Genomic DNA, 25013 nt, shown 5'->3' with positions numbered 1-25013 from the left:
CAATACCGAGATTCCCAGTGCTTGAACAACTTCTTGCCAAAATGAGAATTGCTGGGGGTTTTGAGTCAGAACGTGTGCGCGTGCAATACCTCCATCACGTCACAGATATAGGCGATGCCTGAATAATCGTCGAAAAACTGCGCTGCCACCTCATCCGAAATCTTCACGGCCATATCCCGATTGGGGGTGAGTACCTCGAACTTTACATTCGAGAAGGCGTCGCTAACGGTGGGTTGTCCCGACGATCGCACGCCGCGACTGCCTTTACCGCCAGCGGGCACCACCGTATAACCGGTAGCACCGGCTTCCTCGATGATCTTGGCGACCTTTTTCAGCAGCACCTTTTCCGTGACGATAACGAGCTTGCTAGCTTTCTGGGCCATTATGGGTTACCTCTTGACGCTTTGTGTTACGACAATTCAAGGCAAAACTCTATGGTTTTGCCTTGAACCATATTTTTAAGTTTATGCCAAAGATCGGCGAATCCACTACCTTCTATTGAGAAAGATTGACTCAGATTAGCGGAAGCATTTTATAAAAAACACTTATCCTTTTGGCGCTATGACAACCAGGTGACCTGGGTAAAGGCAGAGAAGGGCCTTAAATCTTGAAACTCCAAGGGTTCTAGGATTAATGTTTCTTGCTGGCTGCTCAAGGACTCAGCAGCCGCACAGTCTTTTGCCCCGGTGAGCAACAGCAGCTAATCAACAGTGTGAGCCGCTTCTGGTGGCAACTCTGCCCGCTCTTTACACCATTCGTTCAAGGTCTTTAGAGGGGAGTGCAGTCATAGAGGGTCCTTTTTACTAACAGCAATGTATAGAGAAAATTCTATGATTGCTATTTACATTAACCACAAATATAGGGATTTCCTGAAACCAAAAGAAAACCTTATGATTTGAATTGGAAATTACTTTGCAGATCCATGTAAGACGATCGCAAATTTATGGAAATTTAAGGATAGACTTAAGCACATAGAGATTCGGGTCTTAATAGATCTTCATCTATAGGCGGTGCTGCGGGACCGCGACACCTTTGGGCCCCGTTCAGAGAGCGGCCACCTCTGAACAGCCTATCGACAACAGGTATTCGCGTAACACCTGTGCGGTAGAGATGAAGCGATTCATCCCTACTTTCTTCAACTTAAAACTTACTTATCACAATCATCACTCCTCGTTAGAGGAAGCGGAAGGAGGTATTCATGGAAAAATTTTCTATCCCATGACTCGTCTGCGATCGCCGCAGCGAAACCTTATCTTCCAGCACAAGACGCACCGAGATACAGATGCATTCTTAGTGGCGGAGTGACTCGCTGCTCACGCGGATGCGTATAGCCAACTACCCAGGATTCGAGGCCACATTTGCCTACCGTCTTAACCCCTAATATCTAATTTAAGGAGAATTACAACATGGATTTTTTGTCTTATTTCTTGATGGACTTCGTGGGGCAGTTGCAGTCCCCGACACTCGCCTTTTTGATCGGTGGTATGATCATCGCCGCCCTCGGTAGCAAACTGGAAATTCCAGATGCGATCTATAAGTTCATTATCTTCATGCTGCTGATAAAAGTCGGCCTAAGCGGCGGCATTGCAATCCGCAATGGCAATCTGGTGGAGATGCTGTTGCCCGCGCTGTTCGCCGTGGTAGTGGGCATCCTGATCGTGTTCATCGGGCGCTACACGTTGGCTAAGTTGCCGAACGTTAAAACCGTGGATGCCATTGCGACTGCGGGCTTGTTCGGTGCGGTGAGTGGTTCTACTATGGCCGCTGCCCTGACGGTACTAGCAGAGCAAAACATCGAATACGAACCCTGGGCCGCCGCACTGTATCCCTTCATGGACATCCCAGCGCTCGTAACTGCGATCGTCGTGGCGAGCATTTATACCAGCAGCAAGAAGCGGGATGCCGCAGGCGATGAACTCAGCAAGCAGGAGTATCTCAGCAAGCAGGAGTATCTCAGCAAACAGTCGGTTGCCGCAGGTGACTATGGCAGCAAGCCGCAGTATCCCACCACCAGGCAGGAGTATCGCAGCCAGCAGCGCATTACCGCAAGTGGGTATCCCAGCAAGCAGCCCGAGCGGGTCAAAATATGGCCCATCGTGAAGGAAAGCCTTGAGGGTTCTGCCCTATCGGCACTGCTGCTTGGCCTCGCTCTAGGCATCCTAACCCGACCGGAAAGTGTCTATGAAAGCTTCTACGACCCCCTCTTTCGCGGCCTGCTTTCGATACTGATGCTGATCATGGGGATGGAGGCTTGGTCAAGGGTTGCCGAGCTGCGCAAAGTGGCTCAGTGGTACGTCGTCTATGCCGTGGTGGCACCGCTGCTACATGGGCTTATCGCCTTCGGTCTCGGCATGATTGCCCACTATGCCACGGGATTCAGCCTGGGTGGTGTCGTGATCCTGGCGGTCATCGCCGCCTCCAGTTCAGATATTTCAGGGCCGCCCACTTTACGAGCCGGTATCCCGTCGGCCAATCCCTCCGCCTACATAGGCGCATCCACAGCCATCGGCACGCCGATCGCGATTGGCGTGGGAATACCGTTCTACATTGCGATCGCCCATGCGCTGATGGGCGGCTGATTCCAGACGGGTCGTGGTCTGCCGGTGCTCCCCTGCTCTGGCGACCAACCCAGCGGCTATGTGCAGCTTTTAACCTTATATAGCGCGATATAGCGCGTCTAAATCATTTGGGGGTGAGGTGTTAATTTCCTGCAAGACTCGCTATATATATGGAATTTATGGCTCAAGACTGAGCCTTTATAATAATGGTAGATGCTATGTCGGTCATAGTTTTAAAATATTCCATACTCTCCTAATTTTACCTCCGGAATGGAGGTTATAAATTAACCCTAAAATGAGTAGCCCTTTGGAGATTAAAGCTGGGCTCTAATCGTGAAGGAATAGTCTCCACCGGGTTCGAGTTGATAATCGCATTTTTCTAAAAATCGTCCCAAGGGTTCTTGAATTAAAGCGCGTCCCTGGGACGGTTCGATCGCCAATTTACCCACACGAAAACACCACCGGAAACTCCAACTAAAATCTCCGGCACTGACTTCCCCTTCTAGGGTCCCCCGTTGCCAAGACTGATTCAGCACTCGAACGTGGGCAGTGGTTCTAGGGACTCGCTTCCTACTCACGGTTTTGTTCCGACCACACTGCGACTATTGTAAAGACTCATAGCTTTTTCGCAGCCTTCCTTTAGACTGAGTTCGATCGCATCCCGAACCAGATACATTACCTCAGATACCACGGGTTTCTCATCGGGAGTGAACTTCCCCAACACATGAGAAATCGTATCGGTTTCTGCTTTCCCGTCACCGGGTTTACCAATGCCAACCCGTAACCGGGGGAAGTCCTGGGTGCTTAAATGGGCGATCGTAGATTTGATGCCATTGTGACCCCCAGCCGAACCAGAAAGGCGCATCCGCAACCGTCCCACCGGCAAATCCATATCATCATAAATCGTCAGGACCGATTGGGGAGGCAGTTTATACCAATCGGTAACCGCGCGAATGGCTTGCCCAGATCGATTCATATAGGTTAGGGGCTTGAGTAGGTAAATTTTATTCCCTTTTGGCCCTCGACCCTCGCCAAATAGACCCTGAAAGCGCCGGTTTTCTGCCAGAGAAATTTGCCAGGACCGGGCGAGCATATCGACGGCAGCGAACCCGATATTATGGCGGGTTTCGTGGTATTTAGCTTCTGGATTGCCCAACCCGACGATCAGTTGAGGAATCACCAGAGGAACGGATGTCTCGCTTGCTGTCATGGCAGTGTTGAAGTCAGGGATTAAGGTTTCGCGTTTAGATTGTAGGGGGTTTTGCAGGTTTCTTCATGCCACCTCACCTAAACTGGCATAGCATTTAGACAAAGAACCGATCAAGGCATGAAATGAGGAATCCCGCCAAGGGAGGGGCTTGGGCTGAATTCGCCCCCTTCCTTCGTGGGATAATTTTAGAATTAGCAATGGAGCATGACAAGGGACAAGTATTTGCCCACTCTTAGCCCGCGCCCGCTGGCTTTGTCCCTATAGCCCCACCGTTGACGGGTGAGGGTATTTGCCGACTAGCCTTGTTCAGAGGACGGGATAGCTTCTTCGGGGGAGACGGAACTGGCGACTTTCTGAGACTCAGCGGGTTTAGCGGGTTGGGATGCCTCAATTTGTTGAGCCTCGCGCTTGATTTCGCTTTCAAATTCTCGACTGGCATCCTGGAATCCGCGAATCGCTTTTCCCAGACTGCGACCGATTTCCGGTAACTTTTTAGGTCCAAAAATGAGAAGGGCGATCGTCAGAATCACCATGATTTCGGGCAAACCCATGCCAAAGATATTCACGCAGACCTCCAACAGAGCACTGGTTATTAGTATAGAAAAAAAAATCCCGGTCAAACCGGGAAAGCAGGGATACCGAGGATCCCTGCTCTAGGGGCGATCGCCGTAAGTTACCGCCCGAGGGTGGTCCAATCCACATCGACTCCATTGAGGAGCAACGAAGAGTTATAGATTTGCAGGATAATCACTAAGAACAAGAAAAATAGCAGCATGAAAACGCCCATCAGCGGCGTAGTACCCCAACCCGGGGAGACTTTACCATATTCTGCATTTAACGGTCTGAGTAGATTTCCCAATTTTGTTTGCTGTGCCATGCGTCACCTCGTCATTCTGGACGGCGAAAATTAATGTTTTGTAATATTCTATAGGAATCGGTCTCATAATTTTACGCAAAATATGGAAAATCTCGAACCGGCAACAGTTCTTAGCATCGGGATTGGGGCGATCCTCGTGGCGATCGCTGTTTTTTCTATCTACACCTCCTTTGGCCCCCCTTCTAAGGAATTGGCTGATCCCTTCGACGATCACGACGATTAACCTCCGGATCCAGCGTCCCCTGGCGCTGGACCCCCATCAATTCACCCTCTCCGTTTTTTCATCGATGAGTCAAACCAGCGAGTTCGGCTACGAGAGAGCAACCGCAGTCAAATCAAGAGAGGCGATCGCTTCCTCAGATTTCCACCCCTCAAAATCAACTGATATAAGCCCGTCTAAATCATTCTGACCATAAAGTTAATCCGTTAGAGCATCTTGTTCCTACTCCCTTAACCCGTTTTCCCTTCATTTAGACCGGCTAAACAGAAAAAGTAAAAGCCCTATCTTCCATGATTATTCTTCACATCTGAATCGGTGAAGGGAGAACACAGGGCTGTTTTGCTAAACCCATTGAATTTCTGACTGTATCCCCAGAGGTTCTCGCCACGAGTTCCATTTGTCCTTGAGAATTCATCATCCATCCTTCTGCTTCTACCAATTGTTCCGTAGACACCGAGGGAATTCCGCTATCTTTCTCCGGTAATCCCTCTAACCTTTGGGGTCCTAAATCCATCAAAAGAGCTTCATCACTCATTGCTTCCATCGGATTAGGAGGAAGACCACCCCTTCCTGTTATAATAAATTCACTTTGTTGTTGTCCTGAACGACAGCTAGAATCAATTTGTTGGGACTGATCTGCTAAATTAACCGCTAACTCAACCAATCCAGAAGTCGGGTCAACTTCCGGGGTATTAATTCTAACTGTTCCAATGAGTGAAGAATCAGCACCCGTCGCCGTAATATCACTCGTCAAATCACTAGATTCAACTCTAAATTCGGTTCCAAAAATTCCCTCAGCTTGAATCGTGACAATACCTCCTTGGGATTGCTCAGAATTAGCGCTGATGTCACTATTTTCAAAAGCCCCCAGAATAGCCGTATCCAAGAAAATATTCCCCCCTGTGGCGCTCCCTGTGGCGTTCGTTGTAATCTCGCTGTTATGGCGCAAAACAGTTGAATTTGCCACGAGTGTAATATTACCTTGGCTACCGGATTCAGTTTCACCGAGCAAACTCGCTTGGTTATCCAGCAAAATCTCACTAGCCCTCACCGTCAAAATCCCTGGAGAAAAAGCACCTTTAGCGCTAACTCGGATTTGAGATCCATCAAAAAGAGAGACTTGTTCCGCAGTAATCGTCACATCTCCCGCATCTCCATTGCCAATGGTTTCCGAGGAAATACTAGCACCATTTAAAAGTAACAATTCTCCTGTTTCTACCGTCAGACTTCCAGCATTACCCGTGACATCAGAATTAACAAATGTCTCCAATTTACTCCGGTTACCCAACCGATCCGACCCCCTCAAAGTTACGGATTCACTAGCGCGAACTGTCAGAGTACCGGCATTACCTCGGGCATCGGTAGAAGAAGTAATGACTCCACCATCGGATACGGTTAACCGACTGGTATTAATCGTGATTGCACCGGAATTAGCCAAAATTTCCTGATTTGGCGTAACTGTACCCTGAGTGTCAATGGTATTTTGAACTTCCATCTCAGAGGAAACCACCGATTCATTCAACTCGGTTGAGGGTTCGGTTTCTACATCAAGAGAACCTGAACCCGTCTGGATAAAGGCCCCATATCCCTCCCCATCTACCCCACTCATACTCACCGACTCTGTAGCCCGAATGTTCAAAATTCCTGCATAACCTTTGCCAAAGGTTGTAGCTGAGATAATGGCTCCATCTAATAGGGTTAATTGACCCGTTTCTATCGTTACAATTCCCGCATTTCCAGTGGCATTGGAACGAACTTCAGCAAATAATCCACCGAACCCTCCCGAGGGGTCTAATCCACTCAATTTAATCGAGTCAGTTGCCCGAATCGCTAAATTCCCTCCGTTACCTTGACCCCGAGTAGAAGAAGAAATTAAGGCTCCATTAAAGGTAAAAAATTGGGCCGCCTCTACTATTAAATTACCCCCTTTTCCCGTAGCGCCTGGAAAGACTTCTGCGATCGCCACACTGGGAAGCTCAAATAAATTAGCACCGCTGAATTCTACTTGTTCAGAAGCCAATAATCGAATATCTTGCCCAGGTTGAATTCCCAAGGTTAAGGAAATCAAAGCTGACCCTTCCTGCACAAAAAGCGATCGCCCTTGCAATGCGATCGGACCACCCCCTTCACCACTGGTATCTAACGAGGCCCCAGTTAACTTAATATCTCTAAAATTCCCCACATTTGAATATCCAAACCCCCAGAAAGGGCTTGTAACCGTCAACATAACTCGACTATTAGCCCCCACACTTCCCAGTTCAATCTGTCCCCCAACGGCCGTTAAATTTCCTCCAATTAGCTCAATTTCACCCGCAATTAATGCTAAGGTTTTATTGGAAACTTGTAAGCCGGTTGGTCTATTTTCTGTCACGAGAGACCCCCGAACTGGCTCAGTTAAGGTCAGATTATTTCCCGGTCCCTGTACAATGATTTTCCCAGGATTTGGACCCATTTGTAAACCCACAGGTAGGCTCACAGTTAGTAACGGTACAGTCTCGGTGGGTAAGGTACTGAAAGAGGTTCCATCAGCAAAATTAAGGCGATCGGCGGTAGAAGCGAGAAAAGAACCCCCCATATTTAATTGAGCATTGGGTCCAAATACAATCCCATTTGGATTCAGGAAAAATAAATTTGCAACCCCCTTCACCTGAATCAACCCATCTATATTAGAAATAGAAGAACCTGTAATCCGACTAAAGATATTTTCAACCTCTAGCGCATTGTCAAAATTGACTTGAGTATTAGTCGGCAGGGAAAATTCTTGGAAGCTATGAAATAAATTACTTTCAACTTGAGTTCCCCCCTTAATAATATTCGTCATTCCCTGGTGGATCACGGTGGTATTAATAGGTAAGGTAGCATCGGGGATAATTTGGGCTTGTACGGGAGAAGCAATCCCCCAAAAAATTCCTACCCCTAATTTTAATAAATATCCAATAATAAAATTACTAAATTGAGGATAACTCTTTCTAGGTTTGTTTATACTCTTTCGGTTAAAGTCGGGATGAATAGGCATTAAATTTTCTCCATAATGTTTCCCCAAATTACGCCCTCCCAGGAGAAAAGAATTGGCCGATCGCTTCGATGATTGCGACAATTAAACCCCGGATTCAGGGTCCCCTGGCGCTGTGTCCTCATCCATTCTTTAACGCCAATTGCCCACCAAAATATAGGGGGACCAAAAATAGGGAGTGCGATACCGTCCTTCCCGTAACAAACTCACCTGAGCGCGTCTGAGAGCTTCGGCTTTCGTAAGCCCCTCTCCCTGGGCTAATTCCTGATAAAATTGTACCATTAACGCCGCCGTTGATTCATCGCTGACTTGCCATAACGTGGCGATCGTACTCCTAGCCCCCGCTCGAATCGCCACCCCTGCTAATCCTAGCGCAGCCCGACTATCTCCTGATGCCGTTTCACAAGCACTAAAAACCAACAATTCAATCGGACGAGATAACTCTTGTTCCTTCTGGCGCAGTAAGCTATCTAAATCTTTCACATTAATCCGACCATCCCAGGTTAAAATAAACGTTCGTTCTGCTTGGGAACTAAATTGACCGTGGGTGGCAATATGAACCACCGAAACCGGCGATGAATTGATAATTTCTTGTAAATTAAGTTGGGTAAACTCTTGATTAAATAATACTTTTGCCGTAAAATTCTCCTGAATTGCCTGTAATTCTTGCTCCACATTTTCTAAGGCAGAAAAGCCTTGTCTTGCTTCCGATAACCCAGCGGTTAAGAGTTGGATTTCCTCCTGAGCTAAAGGTTGAGGGGGCAAAAGTTGCAGTCCAGGGGTGAGTGCCAGACTATAATTTTCAATTAGATATTCGGTTCCATCATGAAGGGCGGCCATTGGTACATTTCGCAACTGCCCATCCAAAACAAAAACTAGGGTTTGGATCTGACTTTGTTTTAGATCCGCTTCCGCAGGGCGAATTAACCAATCATAAATTTGTTGAGAATTTTGCAAAACTTGCCGATTGTTTCCTGCCCTTCGTCCGATATTTTGTTGAATTTCATTGAGACTATTTTCTATTTCTGATTGGGGTATAAATGTGGTATAGAGGCGTAAGGGTGCGTCGGGAAATGCGACAATCACCGCTAATCTCTCCGGTAAAATAATCGGATAAATCACTGCTGCGGTGGTATCGATTTCGTCAATTTGAATCGGTTTGGCATCTAAACAGGCTTCTTGGAAAAAGTTATCCAATTCAGCCAGTTGCAGGGATTCGATCGCCTGCCTTGCTTGCCGTAAATTCTCTTGAGTCGGCGCTTCATTCGGGTCAGTTAATAAATCCACCAATTCCCGATAAACAGGTTCGACACTTTCCCGAAACGAAAACTGCACATCGGGATTATCTGGATTAATTGACGCTAAATCTTGGCGGAGAGACTGGAGGGTATCGATCGCCAGGGTATAAGCTGCCACTGCCTCCGGTTTCTTCCCTTGTTCCTTCATCAATCGCCCGACTTGCCACTGCCACCGATAGGCAATATCCGAGGCATCAATCCCTTGTGCGATCATTAACGCTTGCTGAGTCAATTTTTGGGCTTCCTGAGATTGGGCGGCGAGTTCGTATAAATGCCCCAAACTGCCCAAGGCGTAAGATTCTGCCCGGGGGTCCTGGAGGGTTTTAGCTTGTTGGACAGCCGTCGCTAATCCCGTGGCAATTTCTCTCAAGTGGCGATCGCTTAAAGTAGAGTCCGGGGATGATTCAGTGAGAAACAACTTGATTAAACTGTGAGATAAGTGAATGCGATCGTACACCGTACCGCGACTGGGGGGTAATTCATCCAGTTGAACTTGAATGTCCGGCAGTAATGCTTCCGCCTCGGAGACTTGTGCTAAATCGATGAGTAAGGCAAGCTGGTTAAGCTGCGATCGCAATCGAATCCTCGGAGATGTTGTAGACAGTTCACCCACTTGGCGATAGGCAGCGAGGGCGTTTTGCCATTCGGCTTCAGCGGTTTGTGAGTCATTGAGAACTAAGGCTTTTTGAGCCATTGCCCTTGCTGTATTCCCTAAACTAAACTGGGCGGAGGCGATCGCCGAGGGTTGGCGCATACTTTGGGCGATCGTCAAACTTTGCTGTAACAGTTCCCGGGATTGTTCTAACTCTCCAACCGCCCGTAAAGCGTTGCCTAAACTGCGTAAACCCGTTGCTTTGAGGAGGGAGTTAGGTTCACCTTGTAACGCCCGCTCTACCTCCCCTAACGTTTGGCGCGATCGGCGGTAAAGCCCCAACGCCTGCATCGCTTGCGCCACATTAATCTGACTCCCGATCGCCCCTTCGCGATCCTCCAGTTGTTCATAAAGAGCCGTCGCCTCCTGCCAGGTTGTGAGAGCCTGGTCCGATTGTCCCAAAGCGTAATACAGATGACCTTGAGTATTCAACGCCTGAGCCAAAATTGGCAAGCGCTGAGAATCTAACCGCTTCCCTTGTGAGAGTTGCAGGAGAGACAGACAAGAAGAGACAGCCTCCGTTGCCGGTTGCCATTGACCGAGTTGCTGATAAGCCAGAGATAAATAATTCAGGGCTAGGGCTTCATGAAATGGCTCTCCAGCGCCCTTAAATGCCGTTGCCACTGCTTGCCAAACCCTCACCGCTTGGGAAAACTGTTCCGCTTGGAAAAATGTGAGACCTTGTTCCAGCAGTGACAGAGCATCCGGTACCGATTGAGCCACTGCTATGGAATGGGAAGGGAAGGGGAACAAAGAGAGAGGATTGAACGGCAGTGGAGTTGTGGCGATCGCAGCCGTAATCCCCACCCCCAAACCGAAGTGCAGCAACCGTTTGACCACTGCCGACTGCTTTAAAAATTGATAAAACCGAGACAAATGCGCGATCGGCTTCAGCACCCTATCTTGTCCTTTCATTTCACCCCTCCAAATTAACCCATTCAGTCCTAAACCCTTGCGATTCTTAAGCTCAAACCGGCTTAATTGACAAGACAAGCAGAAGGCGGAACCGTCCGATTTTGTAACGCCACCTCCGACCCTTGCGCCACCAGTTCCATTTTCCCTTGAGCATTCACCACCCATCCTTGAGCTTCCACCAGTGGAGGCGTAGGAGAGGATAAAACAGGATTTAAAGCATCAGCAACCGAGGAAGTTTGAGGATTCGCACCACTCAACACCCCAGCAATTCCGGGCCTTAAATCCAACCAAGTTGCCTCATCACTAACCGCTTCAATCGGATTAGGCGGTAACCCCCCCCTTCCCGTGACAATAAACTCACTTTGCTGCTGACCCGGACGACAGCTAGAATCAATCTGTTGAGCCACATCCGTTAAAGTAGTGGGTAACTCGACTAATCCCGAAGTCGGGTCAATTTCGGGAGTATTGATACTCACAGTGCCACTCAGAGAAGAATCCGCCCCGGTTGCAGTAATATCACTGTTAGAAGTTGGATTCTCACGAAATTCAGTCCCAAAGATAGCTTGAGCATCAATCGTTACCGTACCCCCCTGAGCTTGTTCAGAATTGGCATTAATATTGCTATTTTCCAAAGCAGCTAGAACACCCGTGGTGATGTTAATATTACCGCCAGTTGCCGGACCTGTGGCATTCGTGGTGATATTGCTATTGCGCCGCATGAGCAAGGAATTGGCCGAAATTTCGATGTTACCTTGACTGCCGGATTGGGTATCAGCAGTAATCGAGGATTGAGTGTCTAGGAAGAGGAGATCGGTATTCACCCGCAACACCCCCGGCGAGAAATCCCCAACTCCACTCACGCTGATTCTCACCCCATCTCGCAGAGTAACTTCATCCGCAAACACTGATACGTTTCCAGCGTTACCATTGCCTAATGTCTCAGAGGAGATGTATGCTCCATCGTTGAGGGTTAACTGAGCCGTTTCAAGGGTAACGTTCCCTGCATCTCCTGTAGCTCCTGATCCAACGTCAGTCCGGAAACTGCTACCTAATCCCCCGCCATCTAGCCCACTCAAGGTCACCGATTCAGTAGCACGAATACTCAAATTCCCTGCATTCCCTTGTCCTACGGTTGCAGAGGAGATGTATGCTCCATCGTTGAGGGTTAACTGAGCCGTTTCAAGAGTGAGGTTCCCTGCATCTCCTATAGCTCCTGATCCAACGTCAGTCCGTAAATTGCTGCCCCATCGATTGCCATCTAGCCCACTCAAAGTCACCGATTCAGTAGCACGAATACTCACATCTCCTGCATTCCCTTGACCAAAACTTGCAGAGGCGATGTAGGCTCCATCGTTGAGGGTTAACTGAGCCGTTTCAAGGGTCAGGTTTCCTGCATTTCCTGTGGCGTCTTCTCCAACTTGAGTCTGTAAAATACTACTCCCTCCATTACCATCTAGCCCACTCAAAGTCACCGATTTAGAAGCGCGAATACTCACATTCCCTGCATTCCCTTGACCAAAGACTAAGGATCCGATGACGGCTCCATCGTTAAGGGTTAACTGAGCTGTTTCAAGAGTCAGGTTCCCTGCATCTCCGGTGGCTGGATATAAGACTATAATCCCTACACCGCTACTCTGTCGATAGCCGCCGCTCAAGGTCACCCATTCAGTAGCCCGCACGGTTATATCTGCTGCATTTCCTTGTCCAACAGTAACAGAAAAAATGCCAGATCCATCGAGGAGGTTTAACTGAGCGGTTTCTATAGTGAGGTTCCCAGCATGATTACTGCCGCTTACATTGACGCCAGTTCCGACGCTACTGGGCAGATCCAACAGGCTAAAACCGCTTAACTTGATGGTCTCAGTGGTACGGATTGTCAGATCTTGACCTACTTGGTTTCCTTCGATGAAGGAAATGATGACTGACCCTTCGGTTAGGGAGAGGTTTCGGGATTGGATATGGATTCGACCGGCTCCTTCTCCCGAGGCATCTAAGGAGGCAGAAGCGTTAAGGTAAATGTCTCGGAAATCTGTAACCTCTGAATATCCAAGGTCCCAGCCGTTGTTTGTCGGGTTGAGGCTGACTGTGCTGTTATCTCCCACGCTGCCGAGTTCAATTCGTCCACCTTTTGAGGTGAGGTTACCTCCGTTGACCTCGATATTGGCACTGACTAGGGCCAAGGTTTGCTCTTGTACTCCTAACCCAATGGGTCGATTTTCTCTGAAAATTAATTTAGATTCTGAGTCTTGAAAAATGTTATTCCCAGGGCCTTGGACGACTATTTTACCCGGGTTGACTCCCATTTGCAAGCCAATGGAAACGCTGACGGTGAGTAGGGGTGGGGTTTCACTGGGTAAGGTACTGAAGGCGGTCCCGTCGGCAAAGTTAATCCGATTGGCGGTGGAGGCTAGAAATGAGCCACCGATGTTTAATTGGGCGTTGGATCCGAAAACGATACCATTGGGATTGAGTAAAAATAAATTGGCAAACCCATTGGCACGGATTAAGCCATCAATATTAGAAATAGAGTTGCCGGTAACCCGACTGAAAATATTTTGAATATCCAGACTATTGTTAAAAAATGCTTCGTTGCCGGTGGGGATAGAAAATTCTTGGAAACTGTGAAATAGGTTCCCTCCCGCTTGGGTTCCTCCGTTAATCTGGTTGATATTTCCCTGGGGGGTAACGGTGGAATTTACGGGTAGGGTGGCATCGGGGATGATTTGGGCTTGAATTGCAGGAATTCCGTTCAAGCAACTGAACAGCAAACTGCTAGAAAACAAGACAAAAGTTTGGCTGAATCGCTGTAACGTTAGACCCGGTTTTAAGGCTGAAATAGGGGGATGCGCGTTCATAAACCCTGATTGATCAATGGGATAGTGGTTTAGTGTAGTTTGACCAAAAGAGACCCGAAACCGGGTTTCAGTCGTTCATTGGGGTGAATTTCCCGAGACTGTTTCCAGAAACCCGGTTTCTTGTAACTTCTAGGGGTTGCTTCCAATTTCTGTTGATGTATTTTCCAGCCCGATCGCAATAATCGGGACTTCGTTAGGCAAGGTAGCAATCTCTAGTAGATTGGCTGATTCTAAGAGGTTTTGCCAGGTTTGGGCTAAGATGGGATCCGTCGGTTGTTCCTGACGGAGTTGAGCTAAGATGGCGATCGCTTCATGCCAAATCCCATTTTCTGCATACAATTGAGACCGGGTGAGGGGGTCGGCTGCCTCTAAAGTTGTCATCAGGTTGGGATTGAGTTGGACTCGCTGAGTCCATCCGTGGGTTTCTGTATTTTTACTAAAATCTTGGGGATTACAAATCAGGGAAAAATACCAAGAGTAATTGATTCCTGATTCTAGTTTAATTTCATCGGAGGGCAGGGTCAACCTGGCGATCGCTTCTTCCCCAGAAATTGCAAATGTAGTGCGGTAAATATCATTGTCTTCTTCATCTTTTAAGACAAATTCCGCTTGGCGAGCTACCGTTTGCGGAATATACACCATAAATTCTGGTGTTTCCGATACAGTCGTTCCAAAATTTTGAGGTTCTGATTTTAGATTCGGCATCAGTACCATCAGGAATGGGTCAGTCCTATTTTCATCATGGTCCGCTTCGCATCGTCCCCCACGAGTTCCACCCCCTACCGTAGGAGGTGTTCCTAAATCTTTTGGCGGTACATATTGGGCAACCTCTATCTCTAAACTGCGCCCGGTTGCTCTCGAATTAGGAACATCGGGTGTTTGGAGTGAGCTAGGCGTTACACTGAATGTTGCTAAAGTAGCGATTAAGCCGGGAAAAATTGCTGGGATAAGTGAGAACTTTGTCTGATGCATCATACAGCCCTTTCGTTGGTACATGACAACCCTTTCAACCAAGCCTGAATAATAGGCACTTTATAACTGACAAATCTATTAGATGCCTATCTTTTTAACAAAACTTTACAATTCATGAATCAGATGCGTTGATTTGCTCTCCGCAAACTTGATAAATATTAACAGGTTGTTGGCGACCCTTTAGCAAAACTCGGTCAACCCGTTTAGTGGAAAACCGTTTAGGAAGTAAGTGATAAGTTTCTTCAGAAATTAAAATTCGGCATATCCCACCATCAATTGATTTATCATAACTTTCCAATCGGGCAGCAATATTAACTGTATCGCCAATGATAGTATAATCCTGACGGTGATGGCTGCCTAAACTGCCCACAACCAGGGGACCCGTGGCAATTCCTACCCGCATGGATACTGTGGGTTTTCCACCTTGTTCCCACTGCTGATTTAAGGATTTCAGTGCGGCGGCCATTCCTAACGCACAAGTGACGGCTTTTTGGGCATCTAGGGCAATTTCTTCTGGTGTTGTCGCCGGGATAGGAATGCCAAAAACTGCCATGACTGCATCGCCAATAAATTTATTGATCGCCCCGTCGGAGTCGAGTACCACTTTTGCCATTGCACTCATATATTCATTCAACCAAGACATCAAGAGTTTAGGTGGCATTCCTTCGGCAATACTGCTAAATCCTTTTAAGTCGGTAAACAGAACAGTAGCAATCACTTCTTGTCCTTCTAGTTGTCCTTCTTTGAGAATTTTTTGGCGATCGCGCCAAATGGCTTCCGCAATTTTTGGGGTGACGTGCCGTTCAAATAATCGCATTATAGTTTGTCTTTCTTCTCGTTCAATTTTTGCGATATAAGCGGTGATGGCAAGCGATGATCCTGTTAAAGATAAAATGGGAGGAACGAGGGGAACCCACCATCCTCTTAAAAAGGCTAAATAGGCACTCCCAGTTAATAGTAGGGCAAAAATGATAATATTAATTCCGCTCCATGAAAAAGCATAGTAAACATTGAGACTACAGGCATATCGTTTCAACCCTGCTAAAAATCCTCCCATCCAAGCCCCTAATAAAATTAATCCAATTTCTAAGGATTTGGGCCAAACTTTAATCAGGGGTCGATTATCTAAGGCAGCACTAATGATTTGACTGGTTAAGTTGGCATGAATTTTTACCCCAGAGGTCCGGTTAGATGCATCGGTTATGGCACTATGATCATAAGGGGTATGAAAATTATCGGGAACACTGGCTGCTATTGTCCCAATTAAAACAACGCGATCGCGCGCAAAGTTATCAGGAATTTTATTTTCTAACACATCTCTTAAGGATACAATTTCAAACGTATTATTCACATCTTTGTGATTCATTAAAATTTGATACCCTCGGTCGTTACTGCGGACGTAGCTGCCATCATTAGAGCGTAATCGCACGAATACTGCATTTCCGAGTTGGAGATATTCCGGATTAACCTCTTCTGCATTTTGGGGAAGAATGCCTTCGGACTTAAGATACAAAAATGCTAAACTCAGTCCCAAACTCGGCAAGACTTCACCTTCGGGAGTTTCTAAAAAAAGCAAACCCCGTCGAATTGTTCCATCTGAATCTAATATTAAATTATTAAATCCAATTTGGCCGCGTTCTTTCAAAATTTTGGGAGGTGAAACCGCCCAATTATTATCGCCTCGACTGACCATTTGAACCCCTATTAAGTTTGGAGTGTTCTCGAATACTTCTGTAAGTCTTTTATGCCCAGGTTCTACAGGTAAATCCCGATAAATATCTAAACCGATCGCCCTCGGTTGTTGGGCTTTTAATCGGATAATTAAATCAGCGAGAACGCCATCAGGAATCGGCCATTGCCCGATAGTTTGAATATCGGTTTCAGAGATTCCCACAATCACAATTCGGGAATCCTTGGGTTCTTGGGGACGACTGCGAATAAACCAATCGAATGCACCCCATTCCATCCCTTGTAATGCGCCGGTTAAGCGCAGGAGGAGAACTAAACCGGCAATGGTGGTGGCTCCGAAAAAGACAGCCCCCCATTCTTCACGCAATTGCGGCATCCATCGTTTCCCCATAGTTGAACCTTAATTGATTAAAATAGTAGCTACGGATTAACTTTAGCAGGTTATTAGAGATGACGATTTTTTAACCCCATATGATACCCATTTTCACGGAGAAACCCTATTTTATCCGTTAATTTTTTTGTCATTTCTGGGTTGATTTAGACTTGATACAGAACTTGATGTTTGCTTCTCAGATAGCGGATTAATTTTTCTTGGTTTTCTGGAATCAGGCAGCGAGTGACCATTGAGTTAGCACGGACGCGGTAATCAAATAAGACTTCTGGAATATGATAAAACTCCCACCCTTTTTCTAGGGCACTTAGCCACAAATCCCAGTCTTCAAAGCCTAATTTATCGGGAATATTGGGGTCATATCCGCCGCAGTCTTGCCAGAGGGTTTTTCTAAAGATGGCGCAGGCATCGATATAGTTGCCCTGTAATAAGCGGGTTGGGTCAAAGTTGGGGACTTGCCAAATTCCGGTGCGATCACCAAATAATTCTTTATCCCCATAAACGACTCCAACGCGAGGAAATCGATCCAAAATGTCAATGCCTTTAGCAATATAGGCGGGTCTAATTTTATTATCAGCATCTAGGGGTAAAATATACTCACTTTGGCTTGCTTCTATACCCTTATTCCGGGCTATTGCTAACCCTTGATTTAGCTGATGAATGATTTGATATCCCTGGTTTTGTAAATAATCCAGCACTTCTAAGGTTAAAAGTTCGGTTGAACCATCATTGACGATAATGAGTTCAAGGTGAGAATTAAAACAGTCCTCGACACTGGCGATCGCATCCAGGAGATATTCCCCTTGATTGTAACAAGGAATAATCACCGAGAGCACAATTTCCCTTAAACCCATTGCTCTGATTAACCCCCAAATTTTTACCCCGTTTCCTTCCGTTTCTGTTGCTTCAAATCTGGATGTTTCCACTTGTTGCCACAGTTTACCTAATTTCGCTATAATCAATCCGTCAATTCATATAATAAGCTGAGTTTAAAGTGGATGCCAAGTTGTCGGATAATCCTAAACCCTTAAGGGGTAAAGTAGCAGTAGTAACGGGGGCAAGTCGTGGCGCAGGGCGAGGAATTGCCTTGGTTTTAGGAGAAGCGGGGGCGACTGTCTATGTGACGGGACGGAGTGTGCGAGGGGAGGCAACGACGGATCATCTGCCAGGGACAATTGACGAGACGGCAGAAGCGGTGACGGCGCGAGGTGGGGTGGGTATCCCGGTGCGTTGTGATGTGACGCAAGATGAGCAGGTAGAGGCGTTAGTTAGGCGGATACAAAGTGACGGGCGCTTAGATATTTTGGTGAATAATGCCTGGGGAGGTTATGAAGGTTATGATGGTAAAACTTGGGCGGATGGGACGGAGTTTTTTGCGCCGTTTTGGGAGCAATCTTTGCAGCGTTGGGAGGGAATGTTTACGGCAGGAGTGCGATCGCATTTGGTGGCAAGTCGTTGTGCGGTCCCGTTGATGTTACCTCAGCAGCAAGGATTAATTGTAAATACGATCGCCTGGGACCGGGATAAGTATTTAGGTAACCTGTTTTACGATATGGCAAAACACGCGATCGCCCGGATGACGTTGGCGATGGCACGAGATTTGGAACCGTATAAAATTGCAGCAGTGGCAGTAGCACCGGGGTTTATGCGCACAGAACGCGTGTTAGATGCGCCGGATGTTGATTTAGCACAAACTGAGTCTACCGAGTATATTGGACGGGCGATCGCCGCCTTGGCGACGGACCCGAATGCGCTAGAACTCTCAGGAACTGTATTGACGGTGGGGGATTTGGCGGTGGAATATGGGTTTACGGATATCGATGGCAGGCAAATTGCCGCCTTTCGTCTGGAGGATATGTGAGTTCTGAACTGGATATCCTTTTAGCGGATGGTTTCAGGTTATATGAGTCGGGTTCTTTGACCCTGGCGGAACAAAAGTTTTGCCAAGTGTTAGGGATTGATGTGACTCAACCCCAAGCATTGCGAGGGTTGGGAATGCTGTATTCTCAGCAAGGACGATATGAAGATGCTCTGGATTACTTAGAACAGTCTCTGGAGTGTGATGAAAATCAGGCGATTTGTCATTATACTCGGGGGTTAGTTTTGACAAAGTTGGGTTATCTCGCAGAAGCTGTGACTGCCTATCAACAGGCGTTGCTCATTGAACCGGGTTATCTCAATGCCTATTCAGAATTAGGAAATGTGAGTATAGAAATAGGAGATTTGAACCAAGCGGAAACTGCCTATCGGCAAAGAATTGCGCTCAGTCCAGATTGGCGAAGTTATGTGAGTTTAGGACATTTATTCGTCGCCCAGCAGCGGATTGAAGAGGCAATATCTGTTTTTGAAACTGCCTTAAAACTCCAACCGCGTCATCCCGATATTCTTTACGCCCTAGGGATTGCTTTTGCCGCGAAAAATCATCCAGATTCTAGCCTTTATTTTGGGTTTTCTGCCTACCGGAAACAAGAGTATGAAACCGCGATTGTCCATTATGAGCAGTTTCAAAAAAATCAGGAAGGGGAGATTGATTTTTACCTTGCCCTTGCCGATTGCTATCAACAGTTGAATCGCTGGGAAGAAGCGATTACGACTTATCGTCAAGGGATTGTTCTGCATCCGGAAGCAGTCGAACTTTATTTATCTTTTATTTTAGCTTTACAGAATTGTGGTCAAGTTGAAGAGGCGCGCCAAGTAGCGGATGAGGGGTTAGAAGTTTTACCCGATCGCCTATCCCTAAAATTAGAAAAAATTCGGCTTTTTCCCATTTTGTATCAAAACTCAGAGCAGGTGGAGTTTTATCGAAACCGATTTATTACCGAGTTAGATAATTTGATTCAAAACTGCCCTTTAAATACAGAGTTTTATCAAAAACAGGGATTAAATGCTACCGCAGTTAATACAAATTTTTATCTCCAATATCAAGGTAAAAATGATTTAATATTGCAGCAAAAATATGGACAATTCGTGCATCAGGTGATGGCCGCAAATTATCCCCAGTGGGTCAAACCGTTCCCTATGCCAATCCTGAAGTCTGGGGAACGAATTAGAATCGGCTATATTTCTGCTTGTTTGCAATGGCATACGGTGGGAATGGTGTTTTCTGGGTGGTTGGAACATGGGAACCGCGAGGAGTTTGAGGTTTATTGTTATGATGTCGGACGACAACGCGATCGCCTGACGGACTGGTTTCGAGTTAATAGCGACTACTTTTATTCTATTCCGGATGATATTCCCGCAGTTTGTCAGCAAATCCAACAGGATAATTTGCATATTTTGGTCTTTTTGGATCTTGGAATGTATGCACCCCTGACTCAACTGGGGAGTTTACGATTGGCCCCGGTTCAAGCTGTCGCTTGGGGACATCCGATTACCTCCGGTTTACCCACGCAGGATTATTTTATTTCCAGTGATTTGATGGAACCGGAGAATGCTCAGACTCATTATTCAGAACAACTGATTCGGTTACCTAATTTAGGAATTTATTTCCCCAAACCTCTGATTCCAGAATTGAATAAAAATCGCAAAGATTATGACATTTCCGGTGATGCGGTGATGTATTTATCCTGCCAATCTTTGTTTAAATATTTACCGCAATATGATATAATATTTCCCAGAATTTGTGAACAAGTGACAACCGCTAAGCTAGTGTTTATGGGTCACAAAAGCACCCAGATTACCGCGCAATTTTGCCAGCGACTAGAGGTGGCTTTTGGTCAGTTTGGGTTAGATTATCACGAATTTTGTATAATCTTGCCCAGACAGAGCAAGCGGGACTACTGGAACCTCCTATCAATGGCCGATATCGGGTTAGATACATTTGAGTTTACGGGATTTTTAACGACCTTAGAAGCAGTAGCAGTAAATTTGCCTATCGTAACTCATCTCGGCCCCTTTATGCGGGGGCGTCAGTCAGCAGGAATCTTGACAAGAGTGGGGGCCACCGAAACGATCGCCCGAACTTTGGAGGATTATATTAAAATAGCCGTTAACTTAGGATTAAATCGGGAGTGGAGAGAGGCGATCGCCACTCAAATAAACGAGGGCCATCAATGGTTATATGAGGATACCACCGGAGTCAAAGCATTAGAACACTTTTATCGGACGATGGTACAGGAAAAACGATAAAGAGGTAAAAAGGGACAAAAATTCTCCCCCATCTCCCCTATCTCCCCCATCCTCCCTATCTCCCCCATCCTCCCTATCTCCCCCATCCTCCCTATCTCCCCCATCCTCCCTATCTCCCCCATCTCCCCCATCTCCGAAACAGAACCCCTCTCCCTCCCGTCCCATAGTCAATTAATTTGGTGCATCCCAAATTATTTCATCACTTGAGAGAAACCAAATGTTCGCACCGAAACTCGCATTATTGACCCTTTCAGCGATCGTACTGTCGATCGCCCAAGTTCATGCCCATAACACAGTAGATCTGGAAATTGGATCTTACCTAGAACAATTCAAAACCGAAAAAGGAGCCAATCGCCGGGAAGTTGTCAAAGGATTGCGGCAGATTGGGACTCCCGCAGTTCCCGTACTGATGACAGCATTGCAGGATACCGATGTAGGAGTCCGAGGAGGTGCTGCATTTGCCTTGGGTTCGATGGGTTCTGCTGCGGAATCTGCCATTCCCAACCTGATTGCTACCTTAAATGACTCACAAGAGTCTGTGCGTCTGGATGCTGCCGTGGCACTTAGACGAATTGGCACTCCCGCAGTGGAGGAACTCGCCACTGCCTTGCAACACCCGGAGATAGAAGTGCGTCGGGGTGCTGCCTTTGCCTTAGCGGGAATTGGTGCCACCGCAGAACCGGCGATCGCCCCCTTAATCAACGCTTTACAGGATCCAGATGAGCGACTTGCGTGGAATGCAGCAGTTGCCTTGCGCGCCATCGGGTCCCCAGCAGTCCCCGCCCTTAACCAGGCCCTGACTAATGAGAATCCCCAAGTCCGAAGTTCCGCTGCCTTTGCCTTGGGAAACCCCTCTTCCCCTACTACTGAAACGCTTTCCCCTGTGGCACAAGGGGAGGAAGAAGTCCCGGAAATTTGCCGAATGTTGCCAAATCCCTTGTCCCCAGATTTTAATATCTGTGAAGCCATGCCGGTTCGGGAACATCCCCAGGAAGTGGGTCCGAATTGGAATCAAGTCAATCCCTATCCCTGTGACTTTTCTCCGAATCCCTGCGAAAGCGTTCCGAGTCAAAGTGACTCCCGTGACACCCCAACTCGCCGGTTAATGTAATTCCATGAGGAGTTCCCCGGTTTGTAATCACGACTGAAGTTGTTCTCTGATTGTGTAGTAACCACTTCAGTCATTCTGTGAGTTTGTAGTCATACGGAATCCGTATCATTACAGCGGGAGATAGATAGGACCAGAAACCGGGTTTCTTCCCCTAATTGGGTACAAATGACCAGAGATTCGGTCAAGAAACCCGGTTTCTAACCTGTTGTGTACTACTACCGAATCCGGTTGGTAAAAGTCCATTTTCTCTTAAGCCCGCGCTTCTCGGGCTTTGTCCCTGTAGCCCCAGGCTTGACGCTGCGGGTTTTTATAGACCTTGGAAAACCCAATTCCGTATGAAGTCCGGAGGTTACACTAGGGAAATTGCACTTTCTGCTTTTTGCTTTATGCTTGCCCTAGAAATTCGCTATACTCGAAGAGAGTTGAGAGCGAAGGGCCTGATGGGAAATAATCGAAATCAACCTCAACCTGATGATGCCGTTTTGGGGGGACAACACCCGGCCCCAATAGGTGCGATGGTTTTGGGGGGGTTAGATGGAGTGAAAATGCGTTTAGCTTCTCCGGTGGTAGAATATCGAATTACTGCCCTGTCGGAAGCGCTACGGTATGGAATTGATGGGTTAGATTTAGTGATTGATTCGTTGCGCGATCGCTCTTGTAAGGTGCGTCATGCCGCTTATTTAATTCTGGAAAACCGCACCGAAACTCGGGTGCAACACGCTTTACGGTTCTACAATTCTCATCATAGTTTGGTCAATCGGGTTGTAGAAACTGAACCTCCCGCTAATCTTGAACATATTGATACCATGATGCAAAATTTGGACCAAGTGGAGGGCAGTAAAATGGGTAAGCTGGTTGACCAATCCCTGAGTTCAGTACAGACTCCGGAAGGACAAGATCGCATCAAACATTACTTATTTAACGGCACTGCCAAACAGAAAGATTATGCCGCTCGTTATTTTAAGGAAAAGGGCCGAAAAGATGTTGTAATCGAAGCCTATCAACAGCATTATTTGAAGTCTGAAAAATCTTTATCGTCTTAATTTTTATTTTATCTCCTATAGACTGGCTCAATCTGAAAAGCCCTCACTCAAATTAAAGTGAGGGCTTTTCAGGGTTTTAGACTTGTTTAAACCGAATCTTAGCCTCAGTTAGAGCTTGTCTCACTTGTTCAAATCCGGTACCACCGTAGCTATTGCGGGCGGAAACGACTTGTTTGGGTGCGATCGCCGCGTAAATATCCGTCTCAAAGGCGGGATGCAATGCTTTCCACTCCTCTAGGGTTAAATCTTTTAACAATTTCCCCGCCGATAGAGAGGTTTTAACGACTTTTCCGACCAAATTATAGGCTTCTCGAAAAGGGACGCCTTTGGCAGCTAAATAGTCAGCCACATCGGTGGCATTAGAGAAATCTTCGGCAACGGCTTCAGCAAGGCGTTCTTCCCGGAATGTGATGCCTTCACTCATTAAAATGGTCATCGCTTCTAGGCAAGCTTTGACGGTTTTTACGGCATCAAAGAGACATTCTTTATCTTCTTGCAGGTCTTTATTGTAGGCTAAAGGTAAGCCTTTCATCAACACTAACATTCCTTGCAAATGCCCAAAAACACGGCCTGTTTTTCCGCGAACTAATTCAGGAACATCCGGGTTTTTCTTCTGCGGCATAATGCTGGAACCTGTGGCACAGCTATCCGTTAGGGTGATAAAGCTAAATTCTTGCGATGCCCAGAGGATGACTTCTTCAGATAAGCGACTCAGATGGACGAGAATCAGGCTAGAAGCACAGAGAAACTCGATCGCAAAATCGCGATCGCTCACCGCATCTAAACTGTTATTATAGGGGCGGCTAAACCCGAGTTCTTCTGCGGAGAAGTGGCGATCAATGGGAAACGTTGTCCCCGCTAAAGCACCGGCCCCTAACGGGCAAATATCCACACGCTGATAAACCTCTCCTAACCGTTCCCAATCGCGTTGGACCATTTCAAAATAGGCCAAGAGGTGATGGGCTAAACTAATCGGTTGCGCCCGTTGCAGGTGGGTATAACCGGGGATTAAGGTTTCCACATGGCGATCGGCCAACTCCAGCAAAACACTTTGAAACTCACGAATTTGTTGCTGAATTTGCTGAATTTGGTCCCGGAGATAAAGTCGGGTATCCGTCCCAACTTGATCATTTCGCGATCGCGCCGTATGGAGTTTTTTCCCCACATCTCCAACCAGTTCCGTCAAGCGACGTTCAACCGCAAAATGGACATCTTCCGCATCGATTCCAGGTTTAAATAACCCTTGGCGATATTCTTGACGAATTTGTTCAAGTCCCTTAATCAACTTGTCCGCTTCATCCAGAGAAATAATGCCGGTTTTGCCTAGCATTTTTGCATGGGCCATTGATCCGGTCAAGTCATACTCAATCAGTTGAATATCAAACCCGATACTCGCATTGAAGCGGGCGATCGCCGGATGCAATGCACCTTCAAATCGTTGACTCCAGGTTTTTTCTTCTGTCATGGTCAATTAACCGCCTTCTTAACTCGCTCACAAACACATTGTTGCTCTTTTCCGGCCTGATATTGTTTCTCGTTTGAGAACCGACCCAGGATCAATGACCCGTGACTTTAACCGCCTCGGAATCCCCGAAATAGATAACCCAGAACCATACCAATGATTAAGGCCCAAATTTGTCCAGTTGCAACAAAGTTATCCCAAGCATTTTTAATTCGACCCATAATATCCGGGTCGCTAACTTGTTGCGCCAAAACGATCGCCTGCCGGAAAGATTCCCCAATCAACGGGGAGAGGACTTCTCCGCTGTGGGGAGAGATAGCCAATGGAGCAATTAATTCGTGAAAGCTAGAAAAACAGATTGTCATGAGTTTTTGACACCCGCGAGAGGGGATGAAGAGTGTTATTTGCAGTATTCCGGATGAAGTTTACCCTGTAAACGACCCGATCGCAATTCTTCAATAGATGTATTGCAAAATTCTTTAAAAGCCCCGCTTTATAAAGGGGGTTCAGGGGATCAATCCTTTTTTTGCAAGAGGTTTAATAGATGTATTGCAAAAAAAAGGATTGATCCCCCCTCCCGTGCCCCTTAGATCCCCCTCCCGTGCCCCTTAGATCCGCC

Annotated in this window: 20 protein-coding genes; 7 read left to right on the top strand and 13 right to left on the bottom strand. The window is 46.9% G+C overall.

Going from position 1 to position 25013, the window contains the following annotated elements:
• Positions 1–65: 65 nt before the first annotated feature.
• Positions 66–383, bottom strand: a complete 318-nt coding sequence (locus NG796_RS18445) for a P-II family nitrogen regulator (protein ID WP_261208349.1) — start codon at positions 381–383, stop codon at positions 66–68.
• Positions 384–1110: 727 nt separating this feature from the next.
• Between NG796_RS18445 and NG796_RS18440 the strand changes: the two genes are divergently transcribed.
• Both NG796_RS18440 and NG796_RS18435 read left to right on the top strand, forming a co-directional pair.
• The gene (locus NG796_RS18440; RefSeq protein ID WP_261208348.1) at positions 1111–1305 is read left to right on the top strand and encodes a hypothetical protein; all 195 of its coding nucleotides are present in this window, start codon (positions 1111–1113) and stop codon (positions 1303–1305) included.
• 101 nt (positions 1306–1406) lie between these two features.
• A complete protein-coding gene (locus NG796_RS18435) occupies positions 1407–2579 on the top strand; it encodes a sodium-dependent bicarbonate transport family permease (RefSeq protein WP_261208347.1) in 1173 nt (390 codons plus the stop codon).
• A gap of 293 nt (positions 2580–2872) precedes the next feature.
• Here the strand turns inward: NG796_RS18435 and NG796_RS18430 are convergent, their stop codons facing one another.
• The 4 genes from NG796_RS18430 to psbH all read right to left on the bottom strand — a co-directional run bounded on the left by NG796_RS18430 (position 2873) and on the right by psbH (position 4645).
• A complete protein-coding gene (locus NG796_RS18430; protein ID WP_015150867.1) occupies positions 2873–3136 on the bottom strand; it encodes a DUF3146 family protein in 264 nt (87 codons plus the stop codon).
• On the bottom strand, positions 3133–3768 hold the full coding sequence (gene pth, locus NG796_RS18425; RefSeq protein WP_261208346.1) for an aminoacyl-tRNA hydrolase: 636 nt from the start codon (positions 3766–3768) through the stop codon (positions 3133–3135). Before pth ends, NG796_RS18430 begins: the two co-directional genes overlap by 4 nt.
• Before the next feature lie 296 nt (positions 3769–4064).
• The gene (locus NG796_RS18420) at positions 4065–4334 is read right to left on the bottom strand and encodes a TatA/E family twin arginine-targeting protein translocase (RefSeq protein WP_254565304.1); all 270 of its coding nucleotides are present in this window, start codon (positions 4332–4334) and stop codon (positions 4065–4067) included.
• Positions 4335–4441: 107 nt separating this feature from the next.
• Positions 4442–4645 carry a photosystem II reaction center phosphoprotein PsbH gene (gene psbH / locus NG796_RS18415; RefSeq protein WP_015150870.1) on the bottom strand — a complete coding sequence of 68 codons (204 nt, stop codon included), beginning with the start codon at positions 4643–4645 and terminating at the stop codon, positions 4442–4444.
• A gap of 82 nt (positions 4646–4727) precedes the next feature.
• On the opposite strand from psbH, the gene psbN reads away from it, so the two are divergent.
• Complete coding sequence (psbN, locus tag NG796_RS18410) at positions 4728–4868, top strand: photosystem II reaction center protein PsbN (RefSeq protein WP_261208345.1); 141 nt, start codon at positions 4728–4730, stop codon at positions 4866–4868.
• A gap of 298 nt (positions 4869–5166) precedes the next feature.
• Here psbN and NG796_RS18405 read toward each other — a convergent pair whose 3' ends face one another.
• The 6 genes from NG796_RS18405 to NG796_RS18380 all read right to left on the bottom strand — a co-directional run bounded on the left by NG796_RS18405 (position 5167) and on the right by NG796_RS18380 (position 17612).
• Entirely contained in the window at positions 5167–7962 is a 2796-nt protein-coding gene (locus NG796_RS18405) for a beta strand repeat-containing protein (RefSeq protein ID WP_261208344.1), read from the bottom strand.
• Between the two features lie 48 nt (positions 7963–8010).
• Positions 8011–10743 (bottom strand): CHAT domain-containing protein, encoded by a 2733-nt coding sequence (locus NG796_RS18400; RefSeq protein ID WP_261208343.1) that lies wholly within the window; start codon positions 10741–10743, stop codon positions 8011–8013.
• Positions 10744–10805: 62 nt separating this feature from the next.
• On the bottom strand, positions 10806–13598 hold the full coding sequence (locus NG796_RS18395) for an S-layer family protein (RefSeq protein ID WP_261208342.1): 2793 nt from the start codon (positions 13596–13598) through the stop codon (positions 10806–10808).
• A 129-nt stretch (positions 13599–13727) separates the two neighbouring features.
• Positions 13728–14573, bottom strand: coding sequence for a DUF928 domain-containing protein (locus NG796_RS18390; RefSeq protein ID WP_261208341.1), 846 nt, complete (start codon positions 14571–14573; stop codon positions 13728–13730).
• 109 nt (positions 14574–14682) lie between these two features.
• On the bottom strand, positions 14683–16635 hold the full coding sequence (locus NG796_RS18385) for an adenylate/guanylate cyclase domain-containing protein (RefSeq protein WP_261208340.1): 1953 nt from the start codon (positions 16633–16635) through the stop codon (positions 14683–14685).
• A gap of 161 nt (positions 16636–16796) precedes the next feature.
• Positions 16797–17612, bottom strand: a complete 816-nt coding sequence (locus tag NG796_RS18380) for a glycosyltransferase family 2 protein (protein ID WP_261208338.1) — start codon at positions 17610–17612, stop codon at positions 16797–16799.
• A 32-nt stretch (positions 17613–17644) separates the two neighbouring features.
• On the opposite strand from NG796_RS18380, the gene NG796_RS18375 reads away from it, so the two are divergent.
• From NG796_RS18375 to NG796_RS18360, 4 genes are all read left to right on the top strand, one after another.
• Complete coding sequence (locus NG796_RS18375; protein ID WP_261208337.1) at positions 17645–18511, top strand: SDR family NAD(P)-dependent oxidoreductase; 867 nt, start codon at positions 17645–17647, stop codon at positions 18509–18511.
• Positions 18508–20778: a tetratricopeptide repeat protein gene (locus NG796_RS18370; RefSeq protein WP_261208336.1), complete on the top strand. Its 2271-nt coding sequence runs from the start codon at positions 18508–18510 to the stop codon at positions 20776–20778. The genes NG796_RS18375 and NG796_RS18370 overlap by 4 nt, the downstream gene beginning before the upstream one ends.
• A 217-nt stretch (positions 20779–20995) precedes the next feature.
• Positions 20996–21889 (top strand): HEAT repeat domain-containing protein, encoded by an 894-nt coding sequence (locus NG796_RS18365; protein ID WP_261208335.1) that lies wholly within the window; start codon positions 20996–20998, stop codon positions 21887–21889.
• A gap of 440 nt (positions 21890–22329) precedes the next feature.
• Positions 22330–22932, top strand: a complete 603-nt coding sequence (locus tag NG796_RS18360) for a hypothetical protein (RefSeq protein WP_261208334.1) — start codon at positions 22330–22332, stop codon at positions 22930–22932.
• Between the two features lie 76 nt (positions 22933–23008).
• Here the strand turns inward: NG796_RS18360 and argH are convergent, their stop codons facing one another.
• The gene (gene argH, locus NG796_RS18355) at positions 23009–24397 is read right to left on the bottom strand and encodes an argininosuccinate lyase (RefSeq protein ID WP_261208333.1); all 1389 of its coding nucleotides are present in this window, start codon (positions 24395–24397) and stop codon (positions 23009–23011) included.
• Positions 24398–24504: 107 nt separating this feature from the next.
• The gene (locus tag NG796_RS18350; protein ID WP_261208332.1) at positions 24505–24759 is read right to left on the bottom strand and encodes a hypothetical protein; all 255 of its coding nucleotides are present in this window, start codon (positions 24757–24759) and stop codon (positions 24505–24507) included.
• Positions 24760–25013 lie beyond the last annotated feature (254 nt).

It is taken from the genome of Laspinema sp. D2d, assembly GCF_025370755.1.
Taxonomy (GTDB): Bacteria; Cyanobacteriota; Cyanobacteriia; order Cyanobacteriales; family Laspinemataceae; genus Laspinema.
The sequence above is the reverse complement of the archived record's forward strand: the minus strand, read 5'-3'. Positions and strand labels throughout refer to the sequence as shown.